A 21,261-nucleotide genomic window follows, 5' to 3' on the forward strand; every position below is an offset into this window, starting at 1 on the left:
CGCGGGGTGTGCCGGATTAGCCCTCCCCCTGCGCCCGGATGGCTGCGGCAGCGATCCGTCTAGGCCAATCAGGATCTAGCGCAATCTCAACTACATCCTGTTCGGCCACAATCTTGAGCGCGGCTTCTGCGGCTAGGGCGCGGGCTTCGAGGGCGCGATTGCGTTCCCATTCCTCCGCCAGCGCCTCCTCAGCTCGGTTGTGATCCCTCGCGTCCGCCAGGATCGGGGCGAAGTATTCCGCAACGACCTTGGCCAGCACGTTCAAAGGGGCAGGCGACCGATCAGGCCAAAGTCCTTGTCCTGCAAGTTTGGCGTCGCGCTGCGCTTGGAAGTCCCGCTGCGCCTTCAGCAGCAAGGAATGGATGTCGTTCTCCCCCGGCATCTCGGCAGCGGCATCCTTCTCACCGGTCATGGGTGGCCTCGTCGAGGGCGCGGCGCTCTTCAGGGCTGTCGATCGTCATCGTGTAGCCGCAGCACTTCGGCCAGCCGTTGCGGAGCGCGCCGGCAGTGTTGACGCCTTGCGTCGCGCCGCATGTCCGGCACCAGACCTGACCGCGCGCTAAGCTCGGGTGGACAGTCGCCAGCCGGTCGTGAACGCCGGTAAGCTTCGTCAGGAATGCGCTCTTCTCAGCCATGCTCTGCCTCCGTTAAAATCAACCGTTGGGTTATTTCCGCAGGTGGTTTGCGCTTCACAGAGGGCCTGACGGCACCTCTCGACGCAGGCTGTTCTCCAGCCCGTAGGATGTTCAGGGCAGCATTGGTGTCAGCGTGCGCGGCGTGGCCGCACTCACTGCACTCGAACACCGCTTGGTTCTTGCGGTGTGATGGGGAAACGGACCCGCATGCGGAGCACGTTTGCGAGGTACACGCTGGATTGACTTTGATGAGCTGGCCGCCGGCCGCGTCGAGTTTGTACGCAAGCAACCGTTCAAACTGATGCCAGCCGTGTTCGAGTATCGAACGGTTGAGGCCAGCCTTCTGTTTCACGTTGACGCCAGGAGCATCGATCGTGCCTTTGGCTGATCGGATCATGCCGCTGGTGTTCAGCGCTTCAATGACGACAACGCCGTAGCCGGCGGCGATGCGCGTGGACTGCTCGTGGTTCCAATGCTTTCTCACGCGAGCAGCCTTAGCTTTAACTTTCGCCAACAGGCGTCTGGTGCCAGCGCGTCGATTCGAGCCCTTCTGTTGACGAGAAAGCTTCCGTTGGTGCCCCTTGGCGCGTCGATCCAGCACCCTCAGTATGTGGGTTGGCTGAGAGGCAAATGAGCCGTCACTAAATGCCAGGGTGTTTGCAACACCACGATCAATGCCGACGCTGTTCGCAGGCCTTTCGGTGGCCGGCGCCTCGCATTTCAGGCTTAGGCAAACGTGCCACCCAATTGCGTCTCTGATGATGGACGCCTGCAACAGCTTAAACCCAGCGGGCAGGGGGCGCGACAACCGGAACCGACACCAACCAATTTTGGGCAGCCTAATTTCGGAGAAGCGGCGAGATCCTGTCGACCGGATGGGCGAACAAATATCCTTGCCCCGCACTCTGAAGCTGTCGTTCTCGCCACGGCGGCGAGGGGTCGGATATCCGTTCTTGCCTGCGAAGAACCTCCGGTAGGCGTCGTCCAAGTCGCGAAGAGCCTGCGACAGGGCTGATTGTGGAACAGCCGCGATCCAATCAACTTCCGAGCGCAGCGCTGTAAGCTCACGCTCCTGGCTGTAAAAGCTGATCGTTCGTCCAGTCGTCGAGGTGAACTGGCGGTACCAATCGCGGCGTTGCTCAAGCGCCAGGTTATAAACAAGCCGGCACACCCCGACGAACTGATGCAAGGCCACTTCTTGAGCGGCTGATGGGTACAATCGATACCTGAAAGTCCGGTGCATTTGCTCAGGCATCCCCAACCCTCCCGGCAGAGGTGGACTGAGACAGGGCGGCGTGAAGCTGGGCTGGGCCGACAGTGTCGATCAGGTCGAGAAGAGCCTGATAATCATCGTCAACGCGGTCGCAGAGCGCGTCCAAGTACGCGTCATCTTCTTCGTTCTTCGTGAGCTTATAGATCTCCCATGCCCGATAGAACGACAGGTCGGACGCGCTAAGGTCTAGTGCGCTCGCGAGGTCAGAAGCGCACGATCCGAAGGCCGCCGCTTCCGAAGACGAGCCGCCCTGGCGCCACTCCCACGCGGCAATCTGAGCGCAGATCGTATCTCTCTCGCGCTTGTTCATGACAGACGTCCCGCCAGTTTGCATTCGATCGCGTCGACAAGATCACGGTAGCTGCGCCAGTCGGGGATGGCGCGCTCGATAGCCGCTATCACCTCGTTCGCACCGCGAAGCTGCAACGCGATGTCTTCCACATCCCCGCCCGCAGGCGAGGAGGCGGGCCTGGCGAGGGCTGCGATCTGACGGAGCGCTTCCGGGCTGAGCATCGGACCATTTCGCCACTCGCTGACGATACGAGCGATCTCCCCCATCTCGGCCATGCCTTCGCCCGGCTCAGCCTCAGACACGGGCGTCGCGGCTTCAGGCTTCACGCCCATGAACGCCTTCGCTGCGTCAAGACGATGCCCGGCCACGGACACGGACGTCGCGGCCGGCTCGACAACAGCATCCCAGCACTCAGGCGAGCAGGTCCAGCGGCCATCAGAAAGCTCCGCGCCGAACTCATCGCCGCCCTGCGTCGTCTCGCGAGTGTCGATAATACGTCCGCAATGGCAGCAGTTTGCAGTCTGGACGGGCGTCGCGGCCGGGGAGAGGGCCGACAGATACGAGTAGACGATGCCGATCACGTCATCCCGCGAGGCTGAAACACCCGCTGTGTGCGCGCAATCGACGGCCCAATCCATCGCAGCTTTGTCCAGCTTCACCGCATCCACCCCGCCGCTCGCAGGGGCTGGGGCGGAGGCGAGCATGGCGGCTGCGAAATCAGCGCCAGCATATTGAGTCAGAAGGTTGCCGATGTGCAGGCCGTCCGGCATATGCAGCGAGCACGTCATGTCACTGGGGCGGATCTGGAAGAGATAATATCCGCTCGGCAGGTCAATCCTGCGCTCATCGGTCGGCGCCGCCTCATCGCGCGTGGGGGTGGCCTGCGGGGTGGGGTCGGTCACAATTCGCCCCTCCAGATCGCATCAAGGCATCGCTCGTCGTATCCCGCGTTTACAGGCAGCGAGCCCAGCGAAGACCACGCCGCATAGTGCGACCGCATCGCCAAGGTATGGCGCACCCAACGCACATGACGGATGATCGGAAGTCGCTTCCACCAGACGGCTGGAGCAGGCAGCTGGGCGGTGTCAGGTTCGAAGGCCTGATACTCGCGCCAGATCGGACCGTCTTTCGTGTAGATCTCAGGCATCTTCATCCTCCCTTCGCATCTCGCAGTTGTCGCAGCGCCATTCCTTAAGCTCGGGCCGGTGCGACCATTCGTGACTGGGGCAGTGCTTCTCGCACCAGAGCCGCTCGCCTTTCGGCCCGCACACAGGCGTCGGCTTGAGGCAGACACGGCATTCGAACTTGAGTTGGGTCTGTCGCTCAGCCATCCCCATCCTCCCGGCTACCAGAAACGAGGGCGGCGACCGCGACTGCCTGGAGATCGACATAGAAGGCCCAAGGGTCGCCAATAGGCGTCCCGACGATAGGCTCTGCGATCGTCCGCAATGCTTTTCGCAAGCCGGCGATCTCTTCCCTCGCCTCCGACAAGGAGAGGGACTGAGACGAGAGGGCTTCGACGGCTTGAGAAAGCATTTGATACGGATTCTCGCCCGTTCTCTCCGTTGCGCACGCCCGTAGTTTCGCGATCAGGTCAGAGTGATCGGTCATGCTGCCCTCCGATCATTCACGGCCGAAAGGGCTTCCTCGACGCGGAGGATGGCGCGGCCTACGGCTTCTGAGACTTGGGGGGTGACTGAATCCCCGAACGCTTCGCGGCAGAGCTCAGCCAGCCAGGCGGGAAGCCCATCATATGCTCGAAGATGCCGGCCAAGAGGTTCCGACCCGGTAGGCCCACGGAAGATGCGAGCGAGCCCACGGATGGTCTCACCCGACCCTGCCTCTCCGAGCCAGCGACGTTCGAACCATAGAGCGTCTTCGTCGGTGTCGGCGTCCATTGCGACATGAGCTCGTCCAGGCGCTTCCGCGCTCCGCTGCCCCCAGCCGCCAATTGATCCCGACGCTTCCCGGCCGAGGCTGTGGGCGTTGGCGTCCATCCCGACAACGACGCTGCGTTTGCGGATATGGGATGCTCCGGCATGGCCAGAACCCACCACGAGCGGCCAGCAGGTGTAGCCATCTCCTTCCAGGCATTCTGCGATCCGGTCATAGCCGCGAGTTCTGAGACGATCGCTGTTCTCAAGAGCGAACCAACGGGGTCTGACTTCTCGGATGATGCGGACGGCCTCGAAGTAGAGACCGCTCCTCGCGTCCTCGATACCGCGTCCGCGCGGGTTGGCCGCGCTGATGCCCTGGCAGGGAGGGGATCCGACAACAATTCGGGGAAGAGATCCAAGGTCTGCGAGCAAGCGCGCAGCCGTGAGCGTGCGGACATCGTCGTAGACCTTGGCCTCTGGGTTGTTGGCGGAGAACATGGCGCGGCGCCAGTCGACGGCCTCGCAGGCCGCAACGGTCTTGAAGCCGGCGCGATGCATGCCGAGGGACCAGCCACCAGCCGCGCCGCTGAAAAGGTCGAGGATGCCTTCCCCCCTCATGACCTCTCCCTCCCTTCAGAGAGGGGATTTGGGGTGGCATCCGCTAGGTTCGTGCGCCCTTCGGCTTTGGCTAGAGCAACGGCAGCGTCGCGAAGCTGGCCAACCGAGATTTCGTGCTCGTAGACCGTCCCGGCAACCTTCATCTGGATCGTGAGAAGGTCCGCATCGGGGTGGCTGAGAACCCCTGCGCTAAGCCAACCGAACGGCAGGCATTGCAGCGCTTCGAACATGTCGGGGGCCGCCGCAATCAGGTGAGCGTTGGCCTCGATGCGCTGCATGGCGTTTGGCGAAGAGCCCGGCGTCGCCATGAAGCAGATGCGCCAGTCTTCGCCGGCATGGATGACGAGGCTATCGCCGTCGCCATACTCTCGGACTGACCAAGGCCCCTTCGTGTGTCCCCGCTCACCCATGGCGCGCGCTCCTCGGGGAGAGGGCTTCGCGGCCGGCTTCCGTGATCTCGTAGCGAATATGGCGATCCGAGATGCGCTGAAGCTCGACGAAGCCGCGCCGCGCCAGAGCAGTCCGCATAGCTGCCACCATGGCGCGGCGACCGTTCGGCGGATTGAAGCCGTAGGACCAGCGGTCCATCGGCAGCGCATCGCGCTTGGCCTTGGCCATTCGAGCGCTTCACGCTGCGTGCTGGTCAGGCCCCGCTGCCCAGAACCATCCGAGAACGGCGCCTTATCGGGCTGTGCCGTCTCTTGTGCCTGTTGCGACCGTTGGTCAGCTCGTAAAGTTCGCATTTTGCGGTCTCCCGTTCGGGTTAACCGCATTGAGAATGTTGAGCTTTTTCTCGGATTAGGCGCCGTGGGCTAGGCGAGGCAAGCGGTTTAGGAAACCGTTGCTCTATCCTGCTGAGCTACCGGGACGCACGAAACTCCGTGTAGCATAATCGCGATGCGGGTGAAGTCCCTTCTTGCCATCGTCCTGTTCGCCGCCCTTGCCGTCACGCCGGCATGGGCCGCGTCCGGCTGCGTACCCGGCGCCGATGCGACCATGAGCGTGCAATTGACCGGGCTCGATCCCGCAGGAGACCTGCTTCTGGGCGATGGCCGGAAGCTCCGTCTCATCGGCCTCGCACCGCGCCAGAATCCCGAGGAGATGTCGCGTTTCGATGCCGGCCTGCGTGGCTTCCTCGGCCGTCCGCTCGGCCTTGCCGTTCTCGGCGAGCCCGATCGCTGGGGGCGGCTGCCGGCGCGGCTGTCGGTGCCGCCAGCATCATCGGGCGAACCGGCACAGGACCTCGCGCAATCGCTGCTGCGGCAGGGCGCGGCGCTGCCCATGCCCGAGCCCGGCTTATCCCCGTGCGAAGCGCCGCAGAAGGCGCCTGTTCAGAAAACGGTAACATCTCGGACGCAAGTTTCACCGCTGACGGCGGTCGATGGCCATGATCTCGCCGCGGTAAGGGCGCAGGAGGGGCGTTACGTCATGCTGGAAGGCCGGATCGCCTCGGTTGGCGAGCGCTCCCAGCGGACCTATCTGAACTTCTCCCGCCGCCCGAAGGAGGCTGCCTCGATCGTTCTGTCGCGCAGCCTTTGGCGCGAACTCAAGAGCGCCGGCTGGACCGCGAGCGATCTCGGCGGTAAACGGCTGCGCGCCTATGGTGTCCTGTCCGGGCGCGATGGCCTCCTGCTGGAGGTCACATCCCGGACCGCGCTGGAACTGATCGACTGAGGACATGCAGCAGACCGGGCGAGCATCGCTTTCGCGACTTTCGAAGCGGCTGGCAGCCATCGTGCTGCCGGGCTTCCTGCTTGTCGGCTGCCTCGGCGACCAGAGCCCGCTGCTGCCGGCGAGCGCGACCTCCGATAGCGAGATCGCGCCGCGCATCAGCACGATCCAGCGCGCCTCCGACCAGGAGCACCAGCGCCTGCTCGCGGCCTTCGGCGGCGAATATCGCGCCCCACGCGCCCGCGCCGCCCTCGACGAGGTCGTCCAGCGCCTCGCCAAGGCCGGCGAGGGTCAGATCGGCCATTACGACATCACCATCCTGAACTCGCCGGTGGTCAACGCCTTCGCCCTGCCCAATGGCCGGCTCTATGTCACGCGCGGCCTGCTGGCGCTCGCCAACGACACCTCCGAGATCGCCTCCGTGCTGGCGCATGAGATCGCCCATGTCACGGCGCAACACGCCGTCGAGCGGGCCGAGAAGGAAGCGGAATCGGCACTGGTGAACCAGGTCGTCTCGCAGGTCCTAAAGGACCCAGCGCGCGGCGCAGCGGTCAGCGCCGGTTCGAAGCTCTCGCTCGCCAAGTTCTCGCGCCAGCAGGAACTCACCGCCGACCAGATCAGCGTCCGCAACATCTCGCGCGCCGGCTACGACCCCTATGGCGCCGGCCGCTTCCTCGCCACGCTCGGCCGCAACACCGCCTTCCGCAGCAGCGGCCAGAACCAGAGCCCCGACGACAAGCGGCTCGACATCCTCTCCAGCCACCCGCAGACGCCGGAGCGGATCGCCGCCGTCACCGCCGCCGCCCGCCAGATCGGTGCGCCCGGCATCGGCGAGCGCGACGCCAATCGCTGGCTGGGTGCGATCGAGGGCCTGGCCTATGGCGACGACCCGCGTGACGGCGTGGTCCGCGGACGGCGCTATCTCAACAGCGCGCTGCGCATCGGCTTCAGCGCGCCCGAGGGCTTCAGCCTGGAATCCGCGCAGGACATGGTGATCGGCGTCAGCGCCAACGGCGCGCAGGCCCTGCGCTTCGATTCCGTCACGCTGAAGAGCGGCCAGACGCTGGAATCCTATATCGCCGCAGGCTGGATCGAGGGCGTCGAGACCACCGGCATCGAGAAGATCGAGATCGCCGGCCAGCCCGCCATCCGCGCCCATGGCCGCGGCACCGACTGGACCTTCAGGCTCGCCGCCGTGCAGATCGGCGACCGGGTCTATCGCTTCATCCTGGCGGCACGCGGCGGCAGCGACCCGGAGCGGCAGATGCGCAGCATCGTCGACAGCTTCAAGCTGATGACACCGGCGGAAGCACAGGCCGTCCGCCCGATGCAGATCCGGCTGGTCGCAGCCGAAGCCGGCGACACCATCGCCAGCATGGCCGAGCGCATGCCCGAGCAGGACCGGCCGGGCGAGCTCTTCCAGCTCCTCAACGGGCTGGACCGCAATGCGGCGCTGACACCCGGCCAGCGCTACAAGGTCGTCGCCGAGTAGCGCGCCCTTCACAAGGCCGCGAGTCCGTCCAACGCCCTCCTGCATCGCGCCCGCCTGGCGCTATGATCGGCGCAAGGCCATGATCAAGGGAGGCAAAGATGGCGCTCGATCGCCGGATCGTCGAACTCTACGACGAATACACGCATAAGCCGCTCGACCGCCGCGTCTTCATGAACCGGCTGCTCGCCATCGCCGGCACCGCGGCGGCGGCTGAAGCCGCGCTCGCCCTGCTGGAGCCGAACTACGCGCATGCGCAGCAGGTCGCGCCGGACGATGCCCGCATCACCGCCAGCCGTTTCGACCAGACCGTCGATGGCGTGGCGTTGAAGGGCTATCTCGTCACGCCCAAGGCGGAGGCCAAGCGCGGCGGTGTGCTCGTCATCCATGAGAACCGCGGCCTCAACCCCCATATCGAGGACATCACCCGCCGCATGGCGCTGGAAGGCTTCACCGCGCTCGGACTCGATTTCCTTAACCCGCTCGGCGGCACGCCGACCGACCCCGACGCGGCTCGCGCGCTCTTCCCGCAGCTCCCCGCCGAGGCGGTCATCGCCCAGGGCCGCGCCGCACTGAAATACCTGGCCTCGCGCCCGGATGCGACCGGACGAACCGGCGCCGTCGGCTTCTGCTGGGGTGGCGGCTCGGTCAACGACCTCGCCGTCTCGGTCCCGGAACTCTCGGCCGGCGTCGTCTTCTACGGCCGCTCGCCCGACCTCGCCAAGGTGCCGCAGATCAAGGCCCGGCTCCTGATCCAGCAAGCCTCGCGCGACACCCGTCTCGTCCAGATGCTGCCGGATTACGAGAAGGCGCTGAAGGCCGCCGACATCCAGTACGAGGCCATCGTCTATCCCGATGTCGACCATGCCTTCATGAACGACACCAGCGCCGAGCGCTACAACGCCGCGGCGGCCAAGCAGGCCTGGGCGCGGACGGTGGCCTTCCTGAAGGCTGGGACAGGAACCGCGTAGCGCCCTTCAGCTCAGCCCAACAAAAAACCCGGGGGTCGCCCGCCGGGTTCTTCGAAACGATAGAGAATAGACCGCTCAGGCGGCTTCTTCCGCCATATCGTCGTTGTCGCCTTCCATATCCGCCTCGGCTTCAGCCTCGGCCTTGCCGGCGCGGCGCGGCGACTTGGCGAGCTGGCCTTCGATCTTCTTGAGGGCCTCGGTCTCGGTGACGTCGTCGACGACAGCGATCTCGCGGGTCATGCGGTCGAGGGCGGCCTCATAGAGCTGACGCTCGGAATAGGACTGCTCGGGCTGGGCCTCGGAACGATAGAGGTCGCGCACCACTTCGGCGATGGCGACGAGGTCGCCCGAATTGATCTTCGCTTCGTATTCCTGCGCGCGGCGCGACCACATGGTGCGCTTGACGCGGGCGCGGCCGGTGAGCGTGGTCAGCGCCTTGGCGACGGACTCGGCATCGGCGAGCTTGCGCAGGCCGACGCTGGCAGCCTTGGCGGTGGGGACGCGCAGCGTCATCTTGTCCTTGGCGAAGCTGACGACAAACAGTTCCAGCTTGAAACCCGCGACTTCCTGCTCTTCGATCGCCGTGATCTGACCGACACCATGGGACGGATAGACGACGTACTCGCCCGTCTTGAAACCCTGGCGCACAACAGCTTTCTTCGCAGTGGACATGCCGTTACGACTCCTGACCGGCCCGCTCAACGCGAGCACGTGATGATCTGGTCTCCGGCCGGGTGGCAGGAGACTTTCCGCCTGACGCGACGCTTGGAAAACGCACCGCTTCACGCTCCCTAGTCGATTCTTTCATTGGGCCCCTGACGAGAACGACGGCCGAAGCCCCGGCGCCGTGGCCGGCTCTTCCATCACCTGTGATCTCTTGGGGGCGCCCCGATTGCTGAATCTCGCAGGGGCATGCGGAACGACTTCGACTGGGACTAGCTTGTAACACAAAAAACACGCCGAATCAAAGGTAAACGCCGGGCGGCGCTCCCCTGCAATGGCATGGCGAGGTCGTGGTTAATGCAGCGGGGCGGCGAAAGGCCGCCGGATCAGTCGCCTTCGCCCGGTTCCGGCGAGAGCATCTCGAGCTTGCCGGGCACGCCGTCGAACGCCTTGGCGTCGGCCGGCGGGTCCTTCTTCTGGGTGACGTTCGGCCAGCTCGCCGCGAACTTGCCGTTGAGCTGCAGCCAGCTTTCGAGGCCCGGCTCCGTGTCGGGCTTGATCGCCTCGGCCGGGCATTCGGGCTCGCAGACGCCGCAATCGATGCATTCGTCGGGATGGATGACGAGAAAGTTCTCGCCCTCATAGAAGCAGTCGACCGGGCACACCTCGACGCAGTCCATGTACTTGCACTTGATGCAGTTCTCGGTGACCACATAGGTCATGGGTCGGCCCTTCCAACGCTTCTAAACAGCCTCATAAACCCTTGCCCGGCGCAGGTTTCAAGGTCGTTTTCGTGATCTTTTGCAGAACGATCTGTCATTGCAGAGGCGCTGCGGGGAAGATTTCCCTCCCTGGCCCGATTTCAGCGCTGCTGCAGGTAGGGCGCGGATTTAATCCTCGTCCGCGGCCTCCGCAAGCGACGCATCGCCGCTGCCGCCGTCGAGCCGCTCATAGAGCTGCTGGGCCACCGTGAAGGAACCGCGCCGCTCCGCGAAAGCCAGGACCCTGACCACCACCGTGGCATGAGGCAGGGCGAGCGTCAGCACCGCCCCGATCCGGATGCCCTGCGCCGGGTTGTCGCAGCGGCGCCCCTCGATGCGGACATGACCGTCCTCCACCAGGCGCACGGCCGCCGGGCGGTTGCGGGCGAAGCGCGCGAACCAGAGCCATTTGTCGAGACGCTGACGATCGTCCTGCAAACCGCCCGCGCCTCCCTGGAGCATTTTCGAGCGAAGTGGGCACCGGTTCGCGTGAAGAAAATGCGATGAGACAAAAAGCCGAAGCCATTCCGTGGTTTGGAGAAACGCGGAATGGCTCCGGCTCTAGTTCTTGCTGCCTTCGAGCTGGGCCTTGAGGGCTGCGAGCTTGGCGAAAGGCGAATCCGGGTCCGGCTCGCGATTGGCCGGGCGCGGACGCTGCGTCTGCTGGAAGCGCTCGGCCCCGCCCCGCTCCTCACGACGCGGGCCACCGGGGCGACCATCGCGCTTGAAATCGGGGCGCGGACCGCGATTGCCTTCGGGACGGTCCTGCCGCTGCGGCCGGTCGTCGCGGCGCGGCCGCTCATCCTGACGCGGACGCTCCTGGCGCTCTTGGCGCTGCGCCGGAGCGCCCTCGCCGGCGGCAGCAGCCGGCCGGTTGTCGGGGCGTCCGTCGCGACGCGGGCCACCGGGACGGGCTTCGCGCTGCGGCCGGTCGCCGCCACGGCGCTCGCCACCCTCACGACGCTCACCGCCTTCGCGGCGACCGCGCGGATTGCCATGCTCCGGCCGGCGTCCGCCCTGATGGCGATGCGGCCGCCAGACCTCGATCAGCTCGGGCTCGGCCGGCGCGGCTTCAGTGGCGGGAGCTTCCTCGCCAACGACTTCGGCAGAAGCGGTCTCCTCGGCCGCGGCGGCCGGAAGCGCGACCATCGCGTCGGCCGGCACCGGCTCGCGCGCCGCGTCTAGCTCCGCCTCGGTCAGGATCGGCGTATCCGCCGTTTCGACGGCGGGCGCTTCGACGACAGGCGTCTCGTCCTCGGCCAGCCCGTCTTCGTTCAGCACGGTCGCCGGCTCGCTCGGGCCCTCGGTGTCGGCGGTCGCCTCGACGGCATCGCCCTCAGCGGAAGCCGCTTCCGTTTCAGCAGCGGCGACAGGCTGAGCCGGCGCGGTCGCGGCCGGGGGCACCGCCAGCGGCACGGTGATCGCCGGTCCCGGGCGCTTGACCGAGACATAGCCGAGCGAACGCAGGATCGAGGCGAAATCCTCGCCCGCACAGCCGACGAGCGAGGTCATCGCACCGGTGGCGACGAAGCCGTCCTGATCGGCGGCGCCGACGGGCGGCGTACCTTGCGTGACACCGGGACGATAGGCGATCGCCGGGCGGATGAGGTCCGCAAGGCGCTCGAGGATGTCGACGCGCACCGCCCGCTCGCCGCAGACGCGGTAGCCGGCAGCACGGTAGAGCCCCTTCGGCACGGCCTTGTCGACCGGGAAGGAGGTCCGGCCCGAGGCCGCGAGATGGGCGATATCGTCGAGCCCGGCCGTCTCCGGCCCGCCATGCTTCAGCGCCCAGAGCTGGGCGGCGAGCGCGCGTGGCGCCGGCTTCAGCAGCGCGGGCATATAAATGTGGAAAGCGCCAAAGCGGATACCGAGCTGGCGCAAGGCCGCCCGGCCTTCCTGGTCGAGCGCCTTCATCTCCTCGCCGACCTTGGAACGCTCCAGCACGCCGAGCGCCTCGGCCGCCTGATAGGCGATGCCGCGCGCGATGCCGGTGACGTTCTCGGCCGCCTCCAGAACCTGCACGGCGCCGAGCAGCTTGGTGATGTGATTCTTCAGCCAGAGATTGAGCCGGCCCTCGACCTGCTCGCGCGCGGGACCGCCGAGATGCTCTTCCACCAGCAGGCGCAAGCGCGGCTCCAGAACCTTCTCACCGGCGGTGAGGCGCGCGACAGGCTCACCGGTCCAGCGCACCAAACCGTCATGCGACAGCACGAAGGCATCGTCGCCCGCCAGCACGACGCGCGCCGCCCGGGCCTCGATCTCCGAACCGAGCGCCTTCATCGCCGCCAGGTTCAGGGCCTTGACCTCCGACCCACCCGCCTTCGGGTCCGCCGTGAAGCGGAAGCCCTGCAGCATTCCCACATGCTGGCCCTCGACGAGCACGTCGCCCGTCGCGGTGACCTCAGCCTCCAACATCGCATTCTCCCGCAAGCGGCGCATCAACACGCTGGTGCGCCGATCGACAAATCTATGGGTCAGCCGCTCGTGCAGAGCGTCCGACAGCTTGTCCTCTACAAGACGCGCCATGCCCTGCCAATGCTCTGGATCAGGCAACCAGTCAGGACGGTTCGCGACATAGGTCCAAGTCCGCACCTGTGCGATCCGCGCGGAGAGCGTATCGATCTCGCCATCGGTGCGGTCGAGCGAGGCCAGTTGAGCGGCATACCAGTCGGCATCGAGCCGGCCATGGCGCATCAGCCTGAGATAGAGCGTGGACGCGAGATCGGCATGCTGCATCGGGGATATCTTGCGATAATCCGGCAGCCCGCAGACCTCCCAGAGCCGTTCGACCGCGGCGCGGCCCTGCGCCAGCCTCGCGATCTCCGGGTCGCGCGCCAGCACCTCCAGCGTCGTCATGTCCTCGGCGATCAGCGCCCGCGTCAGCCCCTGTTCGGACGGCTGAAGATTCAGCGTGTTCAGCAGGCCACCGACCGAGCGCAGGTCGAGATCGGAATTGCGCCACTGCATCTGGCGGATCGGCTCGAAGCGGTGATTCTCGATCGCCTCGACCAGTTCGGCATCGAAAGGCGGGCAGCGTCCGCTGGTGCCGAAGGTGCCGTCCCGCAGATGCCGCCCGGCGCGCCCGGCGATCTGGCCGAACTCGGCGGGATTGAGCTTGCGGTAATGATGCCCGTCGAATTTCTTGTCCGCCGCGAAGGCGATGTGGTTGACGTCGAGATTGAGTCCCATGCCGATCGCATCGGTGGCGACGAGATAATCGACATCGCCGGATTGGTATAGCTCGACCTGGGCGTTGCGGGTCCGGGGCGAGAGCGCGCCCAGCACAACGGCCGCCCCGCCCTTCTGCCGGCGGATCAGCTCCGCGATCGCATAGACCTCCTCGACCGAGAAGGCGACGATGGCCGAGCGAGGCGCCAGCCGCGTGATCTTGCGGTCGCCGGCGAAGGTGAGCTGCGACAGGCGCGGACGCGTGACGACGTTCACGCCGGGCATGAGCTGCTCGATCAGCGGGCGCATCGTCGCGGCGCCGATCAGCATGGTTTCGGCCCGGCCGCGCCGGTTCAGCAGGCGGTCGGTGAAGACATGGCCGCGGTCGAGATCGGAGGCGAGCTGGATCTCGTCGATGGCGACGAAATCGACCGCGAGATCGCGCGGCATCGCCTCGACCGTGCAGATCCAGAAGCGCGGCCGCTCCGGCTTGATCTTCTCCTCGCCGGTGACGAGGGCGACGGCTTGCGCACCGACCTTGTCGACCACGCGCTGATAGACCTCGCGCGCCAGCAGGCGCAGCGGCAGGCCGATCATCCCGGTGGGGTGGGCGACCATGCGCTCGATGGCGAGATGGGTCTTGCCGGTATTGGTCGGGCCCAGCACGGCCGTGACGCTATTGGCGCGGGCAGCGGGCGGCAGCGAACGGAAAGGAAGCAAGGCGAAGGAGCCGATCTTCTCGCCCGCCCATGCGGGCGGGAGCGTGGACGGGGTTGATGCAGATCCTAGAAGCGGACCCGACAAGAACGAGTCTGGAACGAAGCGGGGCCGAATCGCTGACTCCGGCAGAATCGGGTTTTGTTCCCTTTTCGGAATCCGTCCCCCGGCGGCATGGGCCATGTCGTCATCGCGCCCTCCCGGATTGGCGTGGTGAGGCGGCACGCAACGCCGCCCGGCAGGAACCTATTTAAGCCTTTTCGCCCCGGAGACGAGAGGCAAGGCAGATTTCGGGCCTGCGCCTAGTGCTTCAATGATGGGCGTGGTCGCACTGGCCGTGATCGGCCAACGCCTCGATGATCGCGCAGTCGCAGGCCGCAACCCCGCCCGAGCAGGTCGTCGCGATCCGCTCCAGCTCCTTCTCCAGCGAGCGCAGTTTCGCGATCTTGTCGCGAACCTCGTCGAGATGGGCGACCGAGATCGCATGCGCCTCGTCGCAGGCCATGCCGGGCGTGTCGGAGAGCTTCAGGAGCGTACGGATGTTCTCGACCGCGAAGCCGAGATCGCGCGCATGCTTGATGAAGGCGAGCCGCTCGGCGTGGCGCCGGCCATAGCGGCGCTGGTTGCCCTCGGAGCGTTCCGGCGGCGGCAGGAGCCCGACCTGCTCGTAATAGCGGATGGTCTCGACCTTGACCCCGGTGCGATCGGCGAGCGCTCCAATCGGCATCACGCGTTCGAGCTTGCCGGCAAGGGTCATGGCAGCACCTCTAAAGCTGTAGTCTCTACAGATTTAGATAGCGCGATGCTGTCGCGTTGCAAGCCCGATCAGGCGACGCCCATCGCCAGCAGGTCGTGGACATGGACGAGCCCGGCTGGGCGGTCTTCACCGTCGACCACGATCAGCGCCGTGATCCGGCTGCGATTGACCAGTTCCAGCGCCTCGACCGCGAGCGTATCGAGCCCGATGCGGCGCGGGTTCGCGGTCATGATGTCACGCGCCCTGAGCGAGGCGCCACCGCCCATCGCCGCCTTGCGGCGCAGGTCGCCATCGGTGACGACGCCGGCGAGCTTGCCGTCCAGATCCATCACCACGGCGCAGCCGAAACCCTTGTCGGAGATCATCGCGATGACGTCCGGCAGCAGCGTGTCGAGCCCGATCAGCGGCAGGTCGGCCCCCCGATGCATGATGCTCTCGACCGTCTTGAGCTGTGCGCCGAGCTTGCCGCCGGGGTGATAGACAAAGAAATCCTGCCGCGAGAAGCCGCGCGCCTCCAGAAGCGCCACGGCCAGCGCATCGCCCAGCGCCATCTGCATCGTCGTCGAGGTCGTCGGGGCGAGCCCGTTCGGGCAGGCCTCCGTCGCCTTGGGCAGGACGAGCGCGATGTCCGCCTCCTTACCGAGCGTGCTCTCGGCATTCGCGGTGATCGCGATCAGCCCGACGCGGAAGCGGCGGGTGTAGCCGACCAGCGCGGCAAGCTCGACCGCCTCGCCCGACCAGGACAATGCGATCACCACATCCTCGGGCTGGACCATGCCGAGATCGCCATGGCTCGCCTCGGCCGGATGGACGAAATGCGCGGGCGTGCCGGTCGAGGCCAGCGTCGCCGTGAGCTTGCGCCCGACATGGCCGGACTTGCCCATGCCGGAGACGATCACGCGGCCGCTCGAGGCGCGGATCATCGCGATGGCCTCGGCGAAAGGCTGGCCCAATCCATTCGCCAGCGCATCGTGGAGGGCGTCGAGACCGGCGCGTTCGGTGGCGATGGTGCGAAGGGCGGAGTCGCGGATATCGGCTGTCATGGCCGGCGCTGTAGCACGGCGGCGCCAGCCATTTCCACCATCTGCCGATAGGCCCGGCCCGCGTTGACGGCTCCTTAACCCTGTTCGTTCTAACTCCGTTAACCATGCGCGCCACCTGCGCGCCCATCACCTGGAGCCCTGCGACGCCCGTGTCCGGCCGCGCGACGACCCTGCTTCTGTCCGGCACGGCCCTGGCCGCGCTGGCACTCGCCTGCGCAGCGGCGCAGGCGCAGCAGATGCCGCGCGCCAATCTGAGGACCGGCACGCCCACTTACGTCGCGCAGCAACCGGCAACGCCCCAGCCTGCCCTCTCGCCGGCAACGGCCGAGCCGGAAGCCATTCGCGATCCCGCTGGCCTGATCCAGCGACAGGGTTCGGCCGTTTCGGGGCGGCAGCCACCGCGCGCTAGCCAACCGATTCAGGCGCCGGCACTGCGCGGCGTCACCCAGCGCCAGTTCCGTCCGCCGCAGCCGGCGGTGACGACCGTGCCGCCCCCACCTCCCCCTCCGCCCCCGCCACGCCGGCGTGTCGCGAGCGAGGAGGACCCCTATGCAGCGCTCGGCATCCGCATGGGCTCGATCACGCTGCGGCCCTCGGTCACCAACTCGGTCGGCTACGACACCAATCCGCAGCGCAGCTCCGCGCCTGGCACCAAGGGCTCGGGCTACAGCCGCCACGAGGGTGAGCTGGAGATCCAGTCCGACTGGAACGTCCATGAGCTCAAGGGCAAGCTGCGCGGCGGCTATATGGAATTCTTCCGTGCCAAGGATGCCTCGCGCCCCGATGCCGAGGGCAGTCTCGACCTGCGGCTCGATGCGACGCGCGATACCCGCATCCTCCTGGAAACGCGGCTCAGGCTCGACACGCAGCGGCCGGGCTCGCCCGACCTGACCGCCGCGGTCACCGGCCGCCCGCAGATCTACCAGTATGGCGGCTCGGCTGGCGTCACCCATGACTTCAACCGCCTGCAACTAACGCTGCGCGGCTCGGTCGATCGCAGCGACTATGAGGATGCCCGCCTATCCAATGGCGCGATGCTCTCGCAGAAGGATCGCAACCTCACGCAATACGGCCTGCGCCTGCGTGCTGCTTACGAGATCACGCCCGGCTTCAAGCCCTTCGTCCAGGCCGAGATCGACCAGCGCGAGTTCGACGAGAAGAGCGATTCCAGCGGCTATATGCGCTCCTCGAACGGCATAACGGGGCGTGTCGGCTCGACCTTCGAGATCAGCCGGCAGCTGACCGGCGAGGTCTCGGGCGGCTATCAGGACCGCAAATACGACGACAGCCGCCTGAAGAACCTGCGGGGCTTCGTCGGCGACGCCGCGGTGCTGTGGTCACCCACGCCGTTGACGACAGTGACGCTGCGCGGCGGCGCCGAACTCGGTGACACCACCATCGCCGGCTCCTCGGGCACCACGGTGCGGCGCGCCACGCTGGAAGTGGCGCATGCATTGCGCCGCAACCTCACCGTCACCGGCTTCACCAATTTCAGCCGCACCGAATATGACGGCCAAGGCCTGCGCGAGGACTACACCAATGTCGGCGCGCGGCTCGAATACAAGCTGACGCGCACCTTCGCCGTGCGCGCGAGCTTTACCCATGAGCGCCTGAACTCGACCGCGCAGGGCTCCGACTATACCGCGAATGTTTCGCTGGTGGGCCTCAGGGTACAGTTCTAGCTTCAGCCGTCATGCTCGGGCTTGACCCGAGCATCTCATGACCGGAAGGCGCTGGTTTCCGAGATGGCCGGGGCAAGCCCGACCATGCCGAGAGCTTTCACTCCATCCCTTCCAGCTCGATGATCATGCCCTCGATCATCCGAAGCCCGATCTGCCAGAAGCCCGGGTCCTTCGCGTCGAGCCCGAAGGGCGCCAGCAGCTCGGAATAGGGCTTGCTGCCGCCGGCTGAAAGCAGCGCGAAATAGCGCTCCTGGAAGCCCTCGGCGGCGTTCTGGTAGACGCCGTAGAGCGAGTTCACCAGGCAATCCCCGAAAGCGTAGGCATAGACGTAGAAGGGCGAATGGATGAAGTGCGGGATGTAGCACCAGTAGGGCTCATATCCGCTCGACAGCCGGATCGCCGGGCCGAGGCTCTCTTCCTGCACGCTCATCCAGATCTCGCAGAGCGCTTCCGGTGTCAGCTCGCCCTCGCGGCGGGCCTCATGGACCTTGCGCTCGAAGGTGTAGAAGGCGATCTGGCGCACGACCGTATTGATCATGTCCTCGACCTTGGCCGCCAGCATCGCCTTGCGTTGCTTCTTGTCGTTGGTCGAGTCGAGCAGCTTGCGGAAGGTCAGCATTTCCCCGAAGACGCTCGCCGTCTCGGCCAGGGTCAGCGGCGTCGGCGCCATCAGGGCACCATTGGGCGCCGCCAGCACCTGATGCACGCCATGGCCGAGCTCATGGGCCAGCGTCATCACGTCGCGCGGCTTGCCCTGATAGTTCAGCAGCACATAGGGGTGCGCGGATGGCACCGTAGGGTGAGCAAACGCGCCCGGCGCCTTGCCGGGGCGCGGCGGGGCGTCGATCCAGCGCTCGTCGAAGAAGCGCCTGGCGATCGCCGCCATCTCCGGCGAGAAGGCGCCATAGGCCGAGAGCACGGTCTCGCGCGCCTCGGTCCACGGAATCGTGCGCTGCTCGACCTGCGGCAGCGGCGCGTTGCGGTCCCAGAAATCGAGTTCCTCGCGGCCGAACCACTTCGCCTTCAGCCGGTAATAGCGATGCGACAGGCGCGGATAGGCCTCGCGCACGGCGGCGACGAGAGCATCCACGACCTCACGCTCGACCCGGTTGGCGAGATGGCGGGAATCCGCGACATCCTCGAACTTCCGCCAGCGGTCGGAGATTTCCTTGTCCTTGGCGAGCGTGTTGGTGATCAGCGCGAAGGTCCGCAGCTCCTTGCGGAACACCGTGCTCAGCGCCTCCGCCGCCTTGCGGCGCACCTCGCCGTCGCTGTCCTGCAGCTTGTTGAGCGTGAGCTCGAGCGTCAGCTCCTCGCCATCGACGATGAAGCGCAGCGAGGCGATGGTCTCGTCGAAGAGGCGGTTCCAGGCGGCTGCGCCCGTCATAGACTTCTCGTGGAACAGCGCCTCGATCCGGTCGTCGAGCTGATGCGGCTTGTCCTTAGCGAGATCGTCGATCCAGGGCTTCCAGTGCGAGAGGGGCGCTTCAGCAGCGACCTTCGCCAGCAGGCCCGGCTCGATCCGGTTCAGCTCCAGTTCGAAGAACAGCAATTCGGTGATCGCGGCGTTCAGCTTGTCCTGCGTGTCGCCGTAGAACTTGGCGCGCTGCGGATCGGTCGTGTCGCCGGAATAGACCAGACCGGCATAGGCGCCGATCCGGCCGAGCAGGTCGCTCAGGCCCTCATAGCTCTTCACTGCGGCTGCCAGTGTCGTGCTGCCGTCTGGCGCTGCGGCGAATTCCGCGAGCTTGCCGCGATAGCGGCCAGCCAGCGCCTGCGCATCGAGAAGACCCCGCTCCAGATCGCCCTTGAACTCCGGCGATTCGATCCCGGGATAAAGATGGGTCAGGTCCCATTCCGGGAGATCGCCGGTCGCATTCGCCGGCTTTGCCGCCCCCGCCTTCGTGGCGGAACGCAGGACGGTCTCATGAAAAGCCATTCGCTCGATACCTTCGCGCACTGAAACGAGCCCCATCCTTAGGCCGGCACGGCCCCGGCGATCAACGCCCGGTCGCTTCATCCCGCGGCCATCGGCCTTGGGCTTAAACCCCGCTTAACCCTTCTGGCCGACCATGCCCCAGAACGGAACAGGTGATTCCACCTGGAGCCAAGATTTCTTTCATGCTGCACGGGCTTTCGAGGTGCCATGGCCGACACCGTCCTCATCGTTGACGATGATCCCGTCCAGCGCCGCCTGCTGGACGCGATGCTGAAGCGCTTCGGCTACGATGTCGCCAGCGCCGACAACGGCGAGGCCGCGTTGACCTTGCTCGGCGCGCCCGAGGGCGAGCGCTTCAGCGCTATCGTCCTCGACCTCAACATGCCCGGCCTCGACGGCATGGGCGTGCTGGCGGCGTTGCGCGAACGCGGCATCGAGATTCCCGTCATCGTCCAGACCGCCAACGGCTCGATCGAGACCGTCGTCTCCGCCATGCGGGCCGGTGCCGTCGATTTCGTGGTGAAGCCTGTCGGGGCCGAGCGCCTCCAGGTCTCGCTGCGCAACGCCCTCAAGCTTGGCGCGCTCGAACACGAGCTGCGCCATATCAAGCGCCGCGCCTCGAACACGCTCGGCTTCCGCGATCTCGCGACCAAGAGCCCGGACATGGCCCGCGTCGTCCGGCTGGCCGAGCGCGCCGCGAAATCGAACATCCCGATCCTGATCGAGGGCGAGTCGGGCGTCGGCAAGGAGGTGCTGGCCCGCGCGATCCAGGGCTCCAGCGACCGCAAGGGCAAGCCCTTCGTCACCGTGAACTGCGGCGCGATCCCGCATAATCTCGTCGAATCCATCCTGTTTGGCCACGAAAAGGGCGCCTTCACCGGTGCGACCGAGCGTCATCTCGGCAAGTTCGTCGAGGCCAATGGCGGCACGCTCTTCCTCGACGAGGTCGGCGAATTGCCGCTCGATGCGCAGGTCAAGCTCCTGCGCGCCATCCAGGAGGGCGAGGTCGACCCCGTCGGCGGCAAGAAATCGGTGCGCGTCGATATCCGCCTGATCTCGGCCACCAACAAGAGCCTGCTCGACCAGGTGAAGCGGGCTGAGTTCCGCGAGGACCTCTATTATCGCCTCAACGTCTTCCCGATCACGCTGCCGCCCTTGCGCCAGCGCCGCGAGGACATCGCCGACTTGGCGCGCGGCTTCCTTGCCCGCTTCGCCGCCGAGGAGGGCCGCAAGCTCACCGGGCTCACGGCCGAGGCCGCCGCCCTGATCACCGGCTATGACTGGCCGGGCAATGTCCGCCAGCTCGAGAACGCCGTGTTCCGCGCCGTGGTCCTGGCCGACGGACCGGAGCTCGACACCACCGAGTTCCCGCAGATCGCCGCGCAGATGGACGGCTACGAAGTCCGCATTCCGCCGGCCCCCGCGTCGCTCACCCGCTCCGAAGCGCAAGGCGAGCCGCCGCCCCGCATCATCCAGATGCCGGTGCGCGATCCCAACGCGCTCGACCTCGTCACCGGCTCCGACATGCGCAAGCTCGACGACCTCGAACGCGAGATCATCACCTTCGCGCTCGCGCACTACCGCGGCCACATGTCCGAGGTCTCGCGCAAGCTCGGCATCGGCCGCTCGACGCTCTACCGCAAGCTCAAGGATTACGGGCTGATCGAGAGCGAATCGAACGGCGATGAAACCGACGCGGCCTGAG

Annotated in this window: 22 protein-coding genes; 5 read left to right on the forward strand and 17 right to left on the reverse strand. The window is 66.3% G+C overall.

Annotated features, from left to right (window positions below; all coding sequences use genetic code 11):
* Window positions 1-16: 16 nt before the first annotated feature.
* From AC3WMA_RS12415 to AC3WMA_RS12460, 10 genes are all read right to left on the reverse strand, one after another.
* On the reverse strand, window positions 17-412 hold the full coding sequence (locus tag AC3WMA_RS12415; RefSeq protein WP_492285661.1) for a hypothetical protein: 396 nt from the start codon (window positions 410-412) through the stop codon (window positions 17-19).
* Window positions 402-635 carry a hypothetical protein gene (locus AC3WMA_RS12420; protein WP_492285662.1) on the reverse strand — a complete coding sequence of 78 codons (234 nt, stop codon included), beginning with the start codon at window positions 633-635 and terminating at the stop codon, window positions 402-404. The genes AC3WMA_RS12415 and AC3WMA_RS12420 overlap by 11 nt, the downstream gene beginning before the upstream one ends.
* Window positions 628-1,890 (reverse strand): RNA-guided endonuclease InsQ/TnpB family protein, encoded by a 1,263-nt coding sequence (locus AC3WMA_RS12425; protein ID WP_492285663.1) that lies wholly within the window; start codon window positions 1,888-1,890, stop codon window positions 628-630. Before AC3WMA_RS12425 ends, AC3WMA_RS12420 begins: the two co-directional genes overlap by 8 nt.
* Window positions 1,883-2,218: a hypothetical protein gene (locus AC3WMA_RS12430; RefSeq protein ID WP_492285664.1), complete on the reverse strand. Its 336-nt coding sequence runs from the start codon at window positions 2,216-2,218 to the stop codon at window positions 1,883-1,885. Before AC3WMA_RS12430 ends, AC3WMA_RS12425 begins: the two co-directional genes overlap by 8 nt.
* Complete coding sequence (locus AC3WMA_RS12435) at window positions 2,215-3,102, reverse strand: hypothetical protein (RefSeq protein WP_492285665.1); 888 nt, start codon at window positions 3,100-3,102, stop codon at window positions 2,215-2,217. Before AC3WMA_RS12435 ends, AC3WMA_RS12430 begins: the two co-directional genes overlap by 4 nt.
* Window positions 3,099-3,347 carry a hypothetical protein gene (locus AC3WMA_RS12440; protein WP_492285666.1) on the reverse strand — a complete coding sequence of 83 codons (249 nt, stop codon included), beginning with the start codon at window positions 3,345-3,347 and terminating at the stop codon, window positions 3,099-3,101. The genes AC3WMA_RS12435 and AC3WMA_RS12440 overlap by 4 nt, the downstream gene beginning before the upstream one ends.
* 176 nt (window positions 3,348-3,523) lie before the next feature.
* Window positions 3,524-3,811 (reverse strand): hypothetical protein, encoded by a 288-nt coding sequence (locus tag AC3WMA_RS12445; protein ID WP_492285667.1) that lies wholly within the window; start codon window positions 3,809-3,811, stop codon window positions 3,524-3,526.
* Window positions 3,808-4,695 carry a DNA cytosine methyltransferase gene (locus AC3WMA_RS12450; protein WP_492285668.1) on the reverse strand — a complete coding sequence of 296 codons (888 nt, stop codon included), beginning with the start codon at window positions 4,693-4,695 and terminating at the stop codon, window positions 3,808-3,810. The genes AC3WMA_RS12445 and AC3WMA_RS12450 overlap by 4 nt, the downstream gene beginning before the upstream one ends.
* A complete protein-coding gene (locus AC3WMA_RS12455) occupies window positions 4,692-5,105 on the reverse strand; it encodes an XkdD/Y8K6 family phage-associated protein (RefSeq protein ID WP_492285669.1) in 414 nt (137 codons plus the stop codon). Before AC3WMA_RS12455 ends, AC3WMA_RS12450 begins: the two co-directional genes overlap by 4 nt.
* The gene (locus tag AC3WMA_RS12460) at window positions 5,098-5,313 is read right to left on the reverse strand and encodes a hypothetical protein (RefSeq protein ID WP_492285670.1); all 216 of its coding nucleotides are present in this window, start codon (window positions 5,311-5,313) and stop codon (window positions 5,098-5,100) included. The genes AC3WMA_RS12455 and AC3WMA_RS12460 overlap by 8 nt, the downstream gene beginning before the upstream one ends.
* Window positions 5,314-5,598: 285 nt before the next feature.
* Here AC3WMA_RS12460 and AC3WMA_RS12465 point away from each other — a divergent pair, with 285 nt between their 5' ends.
* The 3 genes from AC3WMA_RS12465 (at window position 5,599) to AC3WMA_RS12475 (ending at window position 8,826) form a co-directional block, all read left to right on the forward strand.
* The gene (locus tag AC3WMA_RS12465; protein ID WP_492285671.1) at window positions 5,599-6,369 is read left to right on the forward strand and encodes a hypothetical protein; all 771 of its coding nucleotides are present in this window, start codon (window positions 5,599-5,601) and stop codon (window positions 6,367-6,369) included.
* A 4-nt stretch (window positions 6,370-6,373) separates the two neighbouring features.
* A complete protein-coding gene (locus AC3WMA_RS12470; RefSeq protein ID WP_492285672.1) occupies window positions 6,374-7,858 on the forward strand; it encodes a M48 family metalloprotease in 1,485 nt (494 codons plus the stop codon).
* A gap of 98 nt (window positions 7,859-7,956) precedes the next feature.
* On the forward strand, window positions 7,957-8,826 hold the full coding sequence (locus AC3WMA_RS12475) for a dienelactone hydrolase family protein (RefSeq protein WP_492285673.1): 870 nt from the start codon (window positions 7,957-7,959) through the stop codon (window positions 8,824-8,826).
* A gap of 75 nt (window positions 8,827-8,901) precedes the next feature.
* Here AC3WMA_RS12475 and AC3WMA_RS12480 read toward each other — a convergent pair whose 3' ends face one another.
* The 6 genes from AC3WMA_RS12480 to AC3WMA_RS12505 form a co-directional block, all read right to left on the reverse strand.
* Window positions 8,902-9,498, reverse strand: coding sequence for a CarD family transcriptional regulator (locus AC3WMA_RS12480; RefSeq protein WP_492285674.1), 597 nt, complete (start codon window positions 9,496-9,498; stop codon window positions 8,902-8,904).
* Between the two features lie 377 nt (window positions 9,499-9,875).
* Entirely contained in the window at window positions 9,876-10,211 is a 336-nt protein-coding gene (gene fdxA / locus AC3WMA_RS12485) for a ferredoxin FdxA (protein WP_492285675.1), read from the reverse strand.
* Between the two features lie 168 nt (window positions 10,212-10,379).
* Entirely contained in the window at window positions 10,380-10,688 is a 309-nt protein-coding gene (locus AC3WMA_RS12490; RefSeq protein WP_492285676.1) for an RNA-binding S4 domain-containing protein, read from the reverse strand.
* A gap of 123 nt (window positions 10,689-10,811) precedes the next feature.
* Window positions 10,812-14,138 carry a helicase-related protein gene (locus AC3WMA_RS12495; RefSeq protein WP_492285677.1) on the reverse strand — a complete coding sequence of 1,109 codons (3,327 nt, stop codon included), beginning with the start codon at window positions 14,136-14,138 and terminating at the stop codon, window positions 10,812-10,814.
* A 307-nt stretch (window positions 14,139-14,445) separates the two neighbouring features.
* Complete coding sequence (locus AC3WMA_RS12500; RefSeq protein WP_091860771.1) at window positions 14,446-14,865, reverse strand: MerR family transcriptional regulator; 420 nt, start codon at window positions 14,863-14,865, stop codon at window positions 14,446-14,448.
* 95 nt (window positions 14,866-14,960) lie between these two features.
* Window positions 14,961-15,935 carry a KpsF/GutQ family sugar-phosphate isomerase gene (locus AC3WMA_RS12505; RefSeq protein WP_492285678.1) on the reverse strand — a complete coding sequence of 325 codons (975 nt, stop codon included), beginning with the start codon at window positions 15,933-15,935 and terminating at the stop codon, window positions 14,961-14,963.
* Window positions 15,936-16,084: 149 nt separating this feature from the next.
* Here AC3WMA_RS12505 and AC3WMA_RS12510 point away from each other — a divergent pair, with 149 nt between their 5' ends.
* Entirely contained in the window at window positions 16,085-17,617 is a 1,533-nt protein-coding gene (locus tag AC3WMA_RS12510; RefSeq protein WP_492285679.1) for an outer membrane beta-barrel protein, read from the forward strand.
* Between the two features lie 97 nt (window positions 17,618-17,714).
* Here the strand turns inward: AC3WMA_RS12510 and AC3WMA_RS12515 are convergent, their stop codons facing one another.
* A complete protein-coding gene (locus AC3WMA_RS12515) occupies window positions 17,715-19,556 on the reverse strand; it encodes a M3 family oligoendopeptidase (protein WP_492285680.1) in 1,842 nt (613 codons plus the stop codon).
* Window positions 19,557-19,763: 207 nt separating this feature from the next.
* On the opposite strand from AC3WMA_RS12515, the gene AC3WMA_RS12520 reads away from it, so the two are divergent.
* On the forward strand, window positions 19,764-21,260 hold the full coding sequence (locus AC3WMA_RS12520; protein WP_492285681.1) for a sigma 54-interacting transcriptional regulator: 1,497 nt from the start codon (window positions 19,764-19,766) through the stop codon (window positions 21,258-21,260).
* Window position 21,261: the final 1 nt, after the last annotated feature.

This window comes from Allobosea sp. FW305-C-101 (assembly GCF_058783685.1).